Origin of the sequence: Maribacter forsetii DSM 18668 (genome assembly GCF_000744105.1) — a bacterium.
Taxonomy (GTDB): domain Bacteria; phylum Bacteroidota; class Bacteroidia; order Flavobacteriales; family Flavobacteriaceae; genus Maribacter; species Maribacter forsetii.
Window position 1 is genome coordinate 2,397,211 of record NZ_JQLH01000001.1, and the last position, 14,567, is coordinate 2,411,777.

A 14,567-nucleotide genomic window follows, 5' to 3' on the forward strand; every position below is an offset into this window, starting at 1 on the left:
AGCTGTTATTTTTTATTAACCAATTTAAAACACAATATTATGTTCATCGTCGTTGTTTACATTTTAGCGTTCTTAATCTGATTTTAAGAAAACACACCAATAATATGTTGTATTATTGAATCTAAGAATCCACCTACAAAAACTAACCAATATGAAAAACCATTTTAATATAACCAGAGATTATCTTCTTCAATTAAACTTTAATATCGTTAAAGAGAATAGAACAGACGGTATTTTGGTTGTAGAGAAAGAAGACTCTGGAATTAAAAATCTCATTCTAGGAGTATCACCTCCAATTTTGATTATGGAACAATTTATATTTTCTGTTCATAATCAATCTGAAAAGATATTTAAAAGTTTATTACAGAAGAATAGAGATATCATTCATGGAGCTTTCGTTCTTGATGAAACCGCAAACAGGGTCATATTCAGAGATACGTTACAGATCGAGAATATGGACCTAAATGAAATAGAAGCCAGCTTAAATTCTCTAAGCTTGTTAATGAGTGAATACTCAGATCAAATAATTGAATTTTCTAAATACTAAAAATAAAAAATCATGAATATATTTAAAAGACTATTTAAAATAGGAGAGGCTGAAACTAATTCAGCAATTGATAAGATGGAAGATCCTATTAAGATGACCGAACAAGGCATTAGGGATATGAAGCTAGACTTGGAAAAAAGTTTAGAAGCTCTTGCACAAGTAAAAGCACTTGCCATACGTTCTAAGAACGATCAAGATGTTTATAAAAATAAAGCAAAAGAGTATCAAGATAAAGCCATTATAATTTTAAAGAAGGCTAATAGCAAAGAAATGGACGCTGAGGAAGCGGACAGACTTGCTAAAGAAGCTTTAATGCAGAAAGAAACCAATGAAAAGCAATTAGAAGCTACAAAAACCGAAACTGAAAAATTTGAAGCTAATGTGAGTCAAATGCAAGGTAATGTAGAAGCTTTAAAAGCAAACATAGGCAATTGGGAGAATGAGCTTAAAACACTTAAAGCACGTGTAAAGGTTAGTAATGCCACCAAAAACCTAAACAAGCAAATGGCTGAATTGGATAGCACCGGTACTGTTTCTATGCTTGAAAGAATGAAGGAGAAAATTGCGCAAGAAGAAGCCTTGGCAGAAGCTTATGGTGATATCGCAAATTCGAGTAAATCTATAGATGACGAACTTGACAAAGCTGCCGATACTACGGAAGCCGCTGCAGATGACGAACTTCAAAAACTTAAAGAACAACTAGGGTTTAACAAATCCAAAAAATAAAAATTTGAATCAACTAATAGACATATTATTTTCTGAGGTAAATATCACGTTAACCTTATTATTGATACTCCTTCTGGTGTATTGGATCATAACCATGATAGGTGGTCTTGATTTTGACCTAGATGTTGATGTCGATATAGATGTTGACGCCGATGTAGATCTAGACGCTGGTATTGAAGGTGGTAATCTTGATTTTGAAGATATTTCTAACACTGAAGTCAACCAGGAAGATGTCATAGGAAAGAGACGTAGACCACTAAAATGGTGGCAAATATTCCTTATCTATTTCAACTTTGTAGGACTGCCTTTTATGTTCACGTTTACCTGCTGGATATTTGTTTGGTGGTTGATTACAACTTTAGCGACCACATTGACGTTTACCTATGACAATTATATAGGATTTATTATTATGATCGCTGCGCTTTTTCCAGCATTGTTCGTTAATAAATTATTTACCACTCCGTTCAAGGGCTTTTTCAAGCAACTGAATAAAGATGGCGATGCTCCTGTTGATTTTTTAGGCAGACAGGCAACTTTGCTATCTAATATTAGCGAAGATAAAATGGGTAATGCAGAAGTAAAAGCAGATGGTAATAGTCATTCTATCTATGTAAAATCTTTGGATCGTAAACCGTTAACCTACGGTAGTTCGGTTTTAATCATCAAACGATCTGCGGATCACACACACTTTTTAGTACAATCTTATAACCAATAAAACTTAAATCATTTATGGAATCCATCTTTTCAATTATCGGTATAGGTTTGGGGGTAATCCTCTTCCTTATCATTGTTTATTTTGCAATCATTGCAATGTTCTACAAAAAAGTTCATCAAGGTCAAGCCTTGGTAAGAACTGGATTTGGAGGAACTAAAGTAGCTACGGACAAAGGTCTGTATGTAGTGCCAGTATTTCATAGAGTTGAAGTAATGGATATTTCTGTAAAGAAAATTCAAATTGAAAGATTAGCGACAGAAGGTCTTATCTGTAAGGATAATATGCGTGCGGATATTAAAGTGGCATTCTTCGTTAGGGTAAATAATGAAGTTGACCTTATTAAAAAAGTTGCTCAAACCATTGGTGTACAGAGAGCTTCTAGACAAGAAACGCTTGAAGAGCTTTTTGAAGCCAAGTTTTCTGAAGCCTTAAAAACCGTTGGTAAAAAGTTCGATTTTATTCAATTATATGAAGCGCGTAGAGAGTTTAGAGATGAGATCGTTGATATTATTGGAATTGACCTAAATGGTTATACCTTAGAAGATTGTGCTATAGATTATCTGGAGCAAACTGCCGTGGCGCATTTGAAAGCAGATAATATTCTTGATGCAGAAGGTATCAAAAAAATCAATGATCTTACGGCTGCTCAAAATGTTAAATCGAACCTTATTAAGCGTGACGAGGAGAAAACTATTCGTAAACAAGATGTAGAAGCTCGTGAAGCTATTCTAGAGCTAGACAAGCAGTTAGCGGAAAAAGAAGAACAACAAAAAAGAGAGATTGCGAACATAAAATCTCGCGAAGAGGCAGAAACTTTAAAAGTTAGCGAAGAAGAGCGTTTAAAGTCTGAAACTGCTCGTATAGCTACACAAGAAAAAGTAAAAGTTGCCGAAGAAAATATGGAGCGTCAAATTATTGTCGCTTTAAAAAATAAGCAACGTACAGATGCTGTAGAGACGGAAAGAGTAGAAAAAGACAGACTTTTAGAGGCTACGGAAAGAGAAAGAGTAGTTACGCTGGCACAGATTGAAAAAGAAAAAGTTGTTGAAGTAGAGAAAAAGAATATACAAGATGTTATTCGTGATCGTGTTACTCTTGAAAAAGGAGTAGTAGAAGAGCAAGAGAACATGAAAGATATTCAAGCTTTTAAAACTGCAGATAGAGATAAGCAAGTAAAAATTACTATTGCCGAAGCGAATGCTCAAGAAGACTTAATTAAAACAATTAAGGCTGCAGAAGCACAAAAAGAAGCTGCAAAGCAAAAAGCCGAAGAAATTAATATTGAAGCTTTAGCTCATAAAGAAGCGAGTGAGAAAGAGGCTGAAGCACGTAAAATTTTAGCTGAAGCAACAGCTAAAGAAGAAGCAACTGTTGGTATGTCTGAAGCCCAAGTGATGCATGCTAAAGCCGATGCTTACGAGCGTGAGGGAATTGTTCAAGCAATTATCATTGAGAAAAAAGCGAAAGCTGAAGCAACTGGTATTGAAGCTAAGGCAGAAGCGAAACGTAAAGACGGGTTAGCTGAGGCTGATGTTATCAAAGAAAAGGCGCTAGCAGATGCCGCTGGTATTGAAGAGAAAGCTAATGCAATGAAGAAACTAGATGGTGTTGGTAAAGAGCATGAAGAATTTAAATTGCGTTTAGATAAAGAATTACAAGTTGATCTTGCTCACATAAATATTCAAAAAGATATAGCAGATGCTCAGGCACAGGTTATTGGTGATGCTTTAAAAGCTGCCAAAATTGATATTGTTGGTGGTGAAACGATGTTCTTTGATCAAATTATCGGACAAATTACTAGAGCCAAAGGGTATGATAGATTGGTTGAAAACAGTACCAATATACAAGATGTAAAAGATGCTATTTTAGGCAGCGATGATGTCAAGGGAAATCTTTTAGAAAAGGTAAAAGAATTCGCTGATAAATATGGAATTTCATCTGAAGACCTTAAGAATGTGACTATTGCTAATTTACTGATGGACTTAAAGTCAAAATCAAACGATAGCGACGAACAAACGTTATTTAGCAACCTATTTAACCTTGCAAAGGGATTAGGTATGGGAGATAAAAAGCTGAAATAACCAAGTGCGCTAAGAGTTTTTAAGTGAATTATTAATGTAATACTAAAGCCTAGTTACTTTTATGGCAGAAGAATCCCGAACAGACAAAACGGAAGAACATATTTTAGATGGCGGTACTTATGATGTAATTAAAAACCGACTGCAAAAGCAGAAGGAATTGTTACAGAGTAAGCTAATTAATCTAAATGATGATCGAAAAACCGTTTTTGGATCATTAGAAACAAAGCTTATTGCTAATGACAGAATCAATACAGAGAATAATTGTATAGCAAGAGATATCGTTTCTTTTGGCGACACTTGTCTGTTCGGGTATAATGTTCATTTTGGTCTTAGAACCGAGATAACTATTAAAGACGTTTTTAGCGCTTATAAGTTTAAAGAAAATAGTTTTAAAGCTTCTACTCTTGATATTTTAGATGACGAAACTTTTAGATCTGACTTTACCAATTTATATAAATACTATAGAAATACGATATTTTCCAATTTTGCAGTAATCGGAAATTATCTTCATATGGTTTTTCAGTTGAGCGATAGTCCTACTGATATTAAAACATTTAAATGGCTTTTGGTTGATAATGCTTTAAAGTATATTGATAACCGTAGCGAACATGAATATAAATTTCCTGTTCAACAAGAGTTTAAATGGCAAGAGGCTACAAGAGACATGCAACGTTATGGTGTGCATCCTCACGTGTCTATTAAAGACCGTGTGTTTGTAGAAACTATTGGTGGCGATCTTACCATAAAAATAGAAGATAACACTGCTGAAGGCAAAGGTATTTTAGATGAACCAGTAGAATACGTTGACCAAACTCTTGATGATGGGCAATATCGCTTTGGCGATTTGGGTAATCTTTTAATACTAGAAATAAAACCGTTTCAAGAATCGCCTCGCTACTTTGTTTACAACGACAAAATGAAAGAGGTTCAAAAAATTGAATCGGTTAAAAATGCCTGTATTTTATTGCCAGATGATCAAGGTATCATCTTTCCAACGGGTTATTATTTACAAACAGGAGAGTATCATATTTTTGATAATGCTATCCCTAATGTAAAGTTTCAAGAACGTATTGTTTCTCCTAACGGAGAAGATTTTCTGTATGTTTTCTATTCTGCTGCCGAAGGGTTATATAACCTTATGTCTTATAATATCATAAGCCAGGTTATTAAAACGCCTATCATCTGTAATGGATTTACAATTTTAGAAAATGGTGAACTTTGTTATTTCAAAACTGAGCAAGAACAAACCAAACATCATGTAGTTCAAATATGGCAAACACCTTATTTAAAAGGTGATTACGTGCCTTCTCAGCATGAAGATACTCTTCTTTATAAAATAGGAAACAAAGATATTGTAAAGGCTATGGCAGAAGTCAATGGCTTAATTACATTGTTGAATAAAAACGACAACTACGCCGGACTATATAGTGATATTGCAAAGTTCTCGAAAGATATATTAGATGCGTATTATTGGTTACCAGAACCAGAAACACATCAATTAAACGAGCCCATTGAAGAAATCAACAAAGCATCTAACGCTGCTATTGATGAGTTTGAAAAGGTAGTACAACTGCGTAAAAATGCTCAAAATCAATCTAAACTAATTCAACAGAATTCTGAGGAGTTATTTAATAAAATCAAAAGTACCTCATTTAAAAGTATTGATGAGTTTGTTGCGTTACTTACCAGGTTGCGATCTTTAAGAGGTGAAGCTATTTCGCTTAAAGAAGTACGATATATTGATTTAGAATATATTGAGGTCCTGGAAGAACAAATAGGAGAGCAGACCAAAAAGATATCAGAACGTTGTGTTCAGTTTCTTTTAAACCCGAATGCATTACAACCATACCATGACGCTTTAAAAGATAAAAAAGAATTTATAGCTACTGTTGAAAAGGTAATTGTAGCTAAAGAGAAGGAAGAAGAAATTAATGAGATCAGTACCCAACTAGAAATGCTGATTGATATTGTTTCTAATCTAGAAATTGAAGATACTGCCCATTCCACTAAGATAATCGATGATATTTCATTGATTTTCTCAACTATAAATGAACTTAAGGCGGCTTTAAAAAACAAAAGAAATTCTCTTGGTATATCTGAAGCCAAGGCAGAATTTGCCGCACAATTAAAATTGATCGACCAGAGTATCATCAATTATCTAGATATGGCATCTACACCAGAAAAGTGTGATGAATATCAAACCAAAACATCTATTCAATTAGAAGAACTAGAAGGTAAATTCACCGATTTCGAAGAATTTATCGAAACTATTATTGAAAAGAGAGAAGAGGTTTATGCTGCTTTTGATGCAAGAAAGAACTCTTTAATTGAAAAACGGAATAAAAAATCTAGCGCATTAGCCAATGCATCAGCCAGAATATTAAAAGGGGTACAGAAAAAAGCACAGAGCTTTAATTCTGCCGTAGAAATCAACGGATACTTTGCGTCAGATTTAATGATTAATAAGCTGCGTGATATTATTTCTCAATTGCAAGAGCTTGATGATAGTGGTAAAGCTGAAGAGATTGAAACCCAATTGAAAACGGCTAGGGAAGATGCTCTTAGAAAGTTAAAGGATAAGCTTGATCTTTATGAAGATGGCGATAGTGTTATAAGATTAGGTAAACACAAATTCGGCGTTAACAAGCAACAGTTAGACTTAACGATTGTTTTTCATGATAACGAACTCAATTATCATTTAACAGGAACCGATTTTTACAAAGTACTGAACAATGAAGAATTTGTTAAGAATAGGCACTTATGGAATCAGGAATATGTTTCTGAAACCGATGATATTTATCGTGCTGCATATTTAGCTTACAAAATATTTTCAAAGTTCACCGAAGACGATTTACTTCCTTTAAGTGATGAAGAGTTATTGAAGCTTGTTCAAGAGCAAAGTAGAAACGACTATTCTGAAGGCTATATAAAAGGGGTTCATGATGTTGATGCTTCAAGAATACTGAAACTTTTGGTACATAAACACCATGAATTAGATTTACTTACCTACCGACCAGAAATTCGTGGGTATGCCCAATTTTTCTGGTATGATTTGGATAAAGATGTTAAAGCCGAATTAGATAAAGGTTTAAAAGCTGCAGGAGAGGTTTTACAATATTTTCCTGAATCTAAAGAATACGCTTCTATAATTGAGGGATTAAAAAAGAAAATAGAAGTCTTTTCTGAAGAAACGAAACTTTTTGACGTACTATTAAGCGAAGATATTGCTGATTATTTGTTTGAAGAGCTAAAATCAGATTCTGAATTCGTGTATAGTGGCTTTGCTATTCAATTAAAAGATGAATTTTTAAAATTACTTAAATCTCAAAATGCAGATTTAAAGTTTAAGAAAAGTGTTGAAGAAGCTCCAAAATTTTCATCTAAAGTTCGTTTGGTGAAACAATGGGTAGGTGCATTTTTAAAATCTAAAAAAGATGTCGATGCTAATATTAATTTAAACAGATATGAAAATGAAATTGTAGGAGCCATTCTGTTTAGAGATGAGTCTGCTTCTAAAATCAAAGCAGTTTCGCCAAATGAAAGTCTAAAAGAGCTGAGAGGTTCTCATGAAACTATTGTTGAAGGAGTTTATTCGTTCAACTATCATGATTTTATTTCTAGAATGAGCTTATTCGTGTCAGATGAAGTTCCGGCATTTTTAAAGTTTAAAAAGACAAAACACGAAATAACCGAAAAGCTGAAAATTGATTTAAAGTTAGAGGAATTTAAGCCAAGAGTGCTTACATCATTCGTACGTAATAAATTAATTGATGAAGTATATCTTCCAATTTTCGGTAACAATTTAGCGAAACAACTAGGTACGGTAGGTGCAAACAAACGTACCGATAGAATGGGTATGTTGCTTTTAATATCGCCACCAGGTTATGGTAAAACCACCTTGATGGAATATATAGCAAACCGACTTGGTTTAATTTTCGTTAAAATAAATGGACCGGCAATTGGTCATGAGGTAACCAATGTAGATCCAGCATCTGCTAAGAACAGTGCTGCACGCGAAGAACTTAAAAAGCTGAACCTTGCTTTTGAAATGGGGAATAATGTCATGCTTTATATTGATGATATTCAGCATTGTAATCCAGAATTTTTACAAAAATTCATTTCCTTATCAGATGGTACTCGTAAAATAGAAGGTGTATACGAAGGGCAGCCTAAAACATACGATTTACGTGGTAAAAAATTCTGCGTAATAATGGCAGGTAACCCATATACGGAAAGCGGAGAGAAATTTCAGATTCCAGATATGTTAGCCAACCGTGCGGATATTTATAACCTTGGTGATATTATTGGCGAAACCGAACATTTATTTCGATTGAGTTTGGTAGAAAATTCGCTTACAGCAAATCCTATTTTACAGCAATTGGCAAGTAAAGAATTTGATGATGTGTATACATTGGTAGAACAAATTGAATCTAAATCTGATGAGGGTCAATTAATTGGAAACCATTCTAGTCAAGAAGTTGAAGAATATAAAAAGGTTATCGAAAAAGTATTGCGGGTAAGAGATGTATTATTGAAAGTAAATGCAACCTACATTAAAAGTGCCGCAATGCAAGATGAATACCGTACAGAACCTTCTTTTAAACTTCAAGGCTCTTATAGGGATATGAACAAGTTGGTGGCTCAGATTGTGCCTATAATGAACGAGCGGGAGTTGAACACGCTTTTACGTTCACATTATGAGAATGAAGCGCAGACTTTAACTGGTTCTGCAGAAGCAAACTTGTTAAAGTACAATGAGCTGATCGGTAATCTTACTACGGAAGAAGATGCGCGTTGGAGTGCTATTAAAGAGCAATTTGTAAAGAACAATAAATTAAAAGGGTTTGGTAATGCCAATGAGATGGCTCAAGTACTTTCGCAGATGATGGAATTCTCTGATAATCTTGCCGGTATCAAATCGGTTCTTGAAAAGGGACTTAAAAATGATTAAGGTTTAATTATATAAGGTAGTTTTTCTTTTATTACTGAAATTCAAGCTTTCACGTCAAAATAAAGATGTAGTTTTGCACCCGCAAAAAAGCTGCATTATGAAGCGTATTAATGAATATAAGAAACTCTTCGGGGTTGAAAAAGAAATTGAACTTAAAGCCCTTAAGTCTACCTATAGAAAATTGGTAAAAGAATGGCATCCAGACAAATTTCAAGAGGGTGACGACAAAAGAGAAGAAGCAGAGGTTGAAAGCCGTCGTATTATTGACGGATACCACTTTTTAGTAAGTATCGCCCCTGAAACCAAAGAAGCTAATAAAGAAGTATACAACGAGTCTATTAACTCTGGCGTTGCCGATTTTCAGCATAATGGTTTAGTATTAGAAGTTACTTTCGTTGATGGTGCTACGTATGAGTATTTTGGCGTAACAAAACCTATTTTTCAGAAAATGATCAATGCTAACAAATTGAACAGATTCGCGAAAAGAACCATTTTCCCAAATTATCTGTACAGAAAATCGAAACGTGACCTTCAAGAGGCATAATCGTATATAAATTAATGGTTATCAAAGACGCATGAAAAATCAAAAAGAGATTTTATCAAAATTGAATATTGATGCGTTAAATCCGATGCAAGAGCGTGCGTTAGATGTTATCTCATCATCGAATAATACCATTTTACTTTCTCCAACCGGTACAGGAAAAACATTGGCTTTTCTTTTACCGGTTTTAGATATTTTAGACCATGACGACCCTGAAGTTCAGGCATTGATTTTGGTTCCTTCCAGAGAATTGGCCATTCAAATAGAACAGGTCATTCGTAATATGGGTACTGGTTTTAAAGTGAATGCCATTTATGGTGGCAGACCCATGTCTAAAGATAAAATTGAACTGAAACATACTCCTGCAATATTAATAGGTACTCCTGGTAGAATTCTTGACCATTTCTTTGCAGACCGTTTTACTAAAGACCATATTAAAACTTTGGTTCTTGACGAATTCGATAAATCTTTAGAAGTAGGCTTTGAAGAGGAGATGAGTGAGATTCTTGCAGAGCTTCCAAACCTTAAAAAACGTATTCTTACTTCTGCAACAGAAGGTGTTAAGATACCGAAATTTGTAGGTATGGAAAATCCGAAGCGAGTCAATTTTCTTAAAAATGATAAACCTTCACAACTTACGATCTGCACTGTTATTTCAGAAGATAAAGACAAATTAAAAACGCTTGTTCAGCTCCTAAAATACATAGGTGAAGAACCAGGCATTATTTTTTGTAATTACAAGGATAGTATTGAAAGTGTTAGCGATTATTTAAGCCAACAACGCATTCAGCATGAGTGCTTTTCTGGTGGCATGGAACAGAAAGACCGTGAGCGTGCTTTAATCAAATTCAGAAACGGCAGTAGTCGTATTTTAATTGCAACTGATTTAGCCGCAAGGGGAATTGACATACCTGAATTAAAATTCATTATTCATTACGAATTACCACATAGAATAGAAGAGTTTACGCACCGTAACGGTAGAACGGCACGTGTAAATGAAAAGGGAACTGCATATGTTTTGCAATGGAACAAAGAATCGTTACCCGAATTCATTAAGAAATCCAAAGGAATAAACATAAGTAAAACCAATAGGATAGGAGACCCTATTTGGGAGACCTTATTTATTTCTGGTGGAAGAAAAGATAAAATATCAAAAGGTGATATAGCAGGACTTTTCTTTAAACAAGGAGGATTGAACAGAGAAGAATTAGGCGATATTGAATTAAAGCAAGATTGTGCTTTTGTGGCAGTGCCAAAGAATAAATCTGACCAACTTGTAAATCAATTGAACAATTCCCGTTTAAAAAAGAAAAAAGTGCGCATTACCGTACTTTAATCATTGTTAGTATTTTTGCCCTTTTTAAGGTAGTATGATGAAGGATAAACAACACGATAACGAAACTGAAATCGATTTAACAGAGATTGAAAGTTGTATTGAAATTTTAAATAGATTGGTAAACGATACCAATCAGATATTTGAAATTCCAGAAGAGAGACGCATTGCTTTAATTAAAGTAGCTGGCCAATTGTCTCGCCCTAGTAAACAAGAGTTTGCGAAAAGGGTAAAAGATGCCAAAAGAAACGCTAAAAGAAAGCAAGCCGTTCGTGACAAGCATGCACGTAAAGAAACTGGTATTCGTAGTGCCCGTGAAGCTCATGTATTTGTCGCTCCTAAATTATTACCCGCTGCTGAATTGGCAAGCAAAGATTTACCAGAATTGACCACTCCACGTAATTGTTACGTTTGTAAAACAGAGTTCACTAAACTTCATCACTTTTATGATACCATGTGTAGCGATTGTGGCGATTTCAATTATGCGAAAAGATTCCAAAATGCCAATGTAAAAGGTCAAGTTGCGGTTATTACCGGATCTCGTTTAAAAATTGGTTATCATATTACATTAATGTTACTACGTGGTGGCGCAACCGTTATTGCAACAACACGTTTTCCCGTAGATTCCGCGCTTCGCTTTTCTAAGGAAGAAGATTTTATGGAATGGGGACATAGACTTAAAATTCATGGTTTGGATTTACGTCATATACCCAGTGTTGAAATATTCTGCAATTTCATTGAGCAGCAATATGATAAGCTAGATATTTTAATTAATAATGCAGCACAGACTGTACGTAGACCGGCTGGTTTTTACCACCATCTTATGGAAAATGAAGAGAAAGAAATCTCTTCACTACCTAAGTTTGCACAAATGGTATTAAGTGATCATGAAAGTTGCTTACAAGAATTAAAAGGATTTAGTAAACAAGCATCACCAAATCAAAACATGCCGGTTACTTGGCACGGACCAGAACCTGGTATTGGTATACGAGCTTCTGCAAAGCTGTCTCAGATTCCGTATAGTTTTGACAATGCATTGGTAGCCCAAGAGGTTTTTCCAACGGGTGAATTAGACGCCGATCTACAACAAGTAGATTTGCGTAAAACAAACAGCTGGCGTTTAAAATTAGGCGAGATTGAAACTACTGAAATGATTGAAGTTCAACTAGTTAATTCTGTTGCTCCGTTTGTACTTTGCAATCGCTTGGCAGAGCTGATGAAGAAAGAGAATACAGGTCAAAAGCATATTATAAACGTAACGGCGATGGAAGGTAAATTCCACCGTTTCTTTAAAGAATCTCGTCACCCACATACCAATATGGCGAAGGCTGCCTTGAACATGTTAACACATACTGCTGCTGGGGAATTAGCAAAAGACGGAATCTTCATGAATGCAGTCGATACGGGTTGGGTAACTGACGAAGACCCTGCAGAATTAGCTAAGAAGAAGCAAGAAGTACACGATTTTCAACCACCCTTAGATATTGTTGACGGTGCTGCTAGAGTAATGGATCCACTTTTTGATGGTATCAATACGGGTAAACATTGGTGTGGTAAATTTTTAAAGGATTACTTCCCAATTGATTGGTAATAATTTAATGATTTACAGTTTTTATTACTTCATTCTCAATTGTTTAAAAACATTTAATAAAAAGTTAATATTCTTACTGTTCTAATTTACTAGTCTGAATCTATTTTCGTTTTTTTGCGACATGATTAGGCTAACTATCAAAGTATTACTACAATTTCTTGTGTTCATTATCATCGGAATATCAATTCCCATGAATGCACAAGAAATACAAACCTATAACGGACCTTTACAAATAGGGAAGTATAACGGTAAAGCAACGTATTCTTATAAAATTGTTGAGAACGACACCGTTCTTGATGGCGATTTTACAGTACTACGTTCCAATCTTCAAGAACTTTTAGAGAAACAAGATTACTCCTTTCAATTTAAGGGTGCTTTCGTAGACGGTACGGCAAATGGTCCCTGGAAATTTCAATTCGGAGAATTCAATTCAAAAAGTCAGTCTGAAGTTATAGATTATCAATACCGTGTCTTAGTAAGTGGAATTCAGAAATCTGCTATCGGTAAAATTAAAATGGGTAAGCCCAATGGTAAATGGACTATTGTAGAAGAAGAAATTGAAAATTCCGAAATATCCAAGACCTTATTTAAAAGTGTTATTTCTTTCGATAACGGTGTACCACAGCAAAACTTTAGCATCAATAACGAAAACTATACATTGGTAGGTAGATTTCTACGAGATGGTTTGGCGCATGACGAGTGGTCGTTGTTTCCTTCTAACGGTATGGACCAATCTGAAAGCTGGTTTTTTAAAGATGGACTATTACAGTCTATTAGAGTAGATGATGAAAACGATCATAAAACTATAAAGGCTTACCAAGGGTATAACGGTCAAACTAAAATCATCAATCTAAATGCGGGTTATATTAATGCTTTAGAAATTCAACTTTCGCAAGTAGATGTTGATATTCTTCATCATAATAGTCTACCTGAACTTTTAAAGCAAAATGCAGCACGTTATCAAGAAGTAGATGAGATATTATCTGAATTGGGTAAATCAAAATTTCTACCAGAGTTAAAAGTAAAGGTACCTTATTACCCGCTTGACTCCTTAGAAATCACTAAAGTTGATAGCATTGTATCTTATTATAAAAAAGCACATGAGTTAGGTGAGTCTATCTTGCATAATTCACAATTGAACATCTTAAGATTATCCGATAACAATACTGCTTATCAATATAATACGGTAGTTCAATTGAAGGAGAATTTCTTAAATCCTATTCAAGAAATTGTGAGTTATGATTCATTGGAAATATTGGAATACACTTCTCAAGAGCAATTAATCAATCACGTGTTTGCTAACGGACTTCCAAAACCTAAAATGGATATTGAGATACAAATAGATAGTGTTGTATCTTCTAAATCTTATACAATTCCTTCAAGCGTTTCAATATCTGCTGACACTCCCAACATAGAAAAAATTGAAGCTGTTGCTAAAATGGGCTATGACGGTATATTGTCTATTGCAAATGAAGTAAAAGAAACACTTGCTCAAGAAAAACGTCAAAACGAATTGGCTAGCTTGGAAGAAGAAATCATTATTAGAAATGATTCAATGATGGTTTTTATTGATTCTACCAGTTCAAATATTCCTTTAAAATACGCGACAGCCTTAAAACAACTGAAGTCTTTTACCAGTAAAACTATAAACGACTATTCTAAAGTGAAATCTGCAGAAAACAGATTATCTGCTGCTAGAACAACAGTTGAATGTCTTAATAATTTAAACGAGTTATCTAAGACGGTTTCAGAAATGCCAATATATCAAACTACAATAAAAGAAAGCTATACTGATAGAATTTGGAATCCGTTTATGGCAACTTTGATGGATGAGGATATTAAAAAACGAATAACATCAGCTTATTCAAAAACGTTAGAACCTTATTTCTTAAATGAGATAGACCAACACTTGTCTTGCGATACTACTAAAGAATTAAACAGCACTATCAATACTACATATACCAAGATTCTAGAATTAAAAAACCAGGACACCAAAAAACTTGAACGCAAGTTAAAGAGGCAAAAAGACCCTATTACTATATTAGAAATGTTGAATGTACAAAACACTGCAAAGCAATAGCC

General features: G+C 34.4%; 9 protein-coding genes. All 9 read left to right on the forward strand.

Annotated features, from left to right (window positions below; all coding sequences use genetic code 11):
• The first annotated feature begins 151 nt into the window (after positions 1–151).
• The 9 genes from P177_RS10105 (at position 152) to P177_RS10145 (ending at position 14,565) form a co-directional block, all read left to right on the forward strand.
• On the forward strand, positions 152–547 hold the full coding sequence (locus P177_RS10105; protein WP_036154418.1) for a type III secretion system chaperone family protein: 396 nt from the start codon (positions 152–154) through the stop codon (positions 545–547).
• A gap of 12 nt (positions 548–559) precedes the next feature.
• The gene (locus P177_RS10110; protein ID WP_036154421.1) at positions 560–1,273 is read left to right on the forward strand and encodes a PspA/IM30 family protein; all 714 of its coding nucleotides are present in this window, start codon (positions 560–562) and stop codon (positions 1,271–1,273) included.
• A 4-nt stretch (positions 1,274–1,277) separates the two neighbouring features.
• Complete coding sequence (locus tag P177_RS10115) at positions 1,278–1,988, forward strand: OB-fold-containig protein (RefSeq protein ID WP_036154423.1); 711 nt, start codon at positions 1,278–1,280, stop codon at positions 1,986–1,988.
• Between the two features lie 14 nt (positions 1,989–2,002).
• Entirely contained in the window at positions 2,003–4,069 is a 2,067-nt protein-coding gene (locus P177_RS10120; protein ID WP_036154425.1) for a flotillin family protein, read from the forward strand.
• Positions 4,070–4,130: 61 nt separating this feature from the next.
• A complete protein-coding gene (locus tag P177_RS10125; protein WP_036154427.1) occupies positions 4,131–9,020 on the forward strand; it encodes a DNA repair ATPase in 4,890 nt (1,629 codons plus the stop codon).
• Positions 9,021–9,117: 97 nt separating this feature from the next.
• Positions 9,118–9,564 (forward strand): KTSC domain-containing protein, encoded by a 447-nt coding sequence (locus tag P177_RS10130; RefSeq protein WP_036154429.1) that lies wholly within the window; start codon positions 9,118–9,120, stop codon positions 9,562–9,564.
• A gap of 31 nt (positions 9,565–9,595) precedes the next feature.
• Positions 9,596–10,897 (forward strand): DEAD/DEAH box helicase, encoded by a 1,302-nt coding sequence (locus P177_RS10135; RefSeq protein ID WP_036154431.1) that lies wholly within the window; start codon positions 9,596–9,598, stop codon positions 10,895–10,897.
• Positions 10,898–10,934: 37 nt separating this feature from the next.
• The gene (locus P177_RS10140) at positions 10,935–12,485 is read left to right on the forward strand and encodes an SDR family NAD(P)-dependent oxidoreductase (RefSeq protein ID WP_036154433.1); all 1,551 of its coding nucleotides are present in this window, start codon (positions 10,935–10,937) and stop codon (positions 12,483–12,485) included.
• A gap of 190 nt (positions 12,486–12,675) precedes the next feature.
• Complete coding sequence (locus P177_RS10145; RefSeq protein WP_036154436.1) at positions 12,676–14,565, forward strand: hypothetical protein; 1,890 nt, start codon at positions 12,676–12,678, stop codon at positions 14,563–14,565.
• The last annotated feature ends 2 nt before the right edge of the window (positions 14,566–14,567 follow it).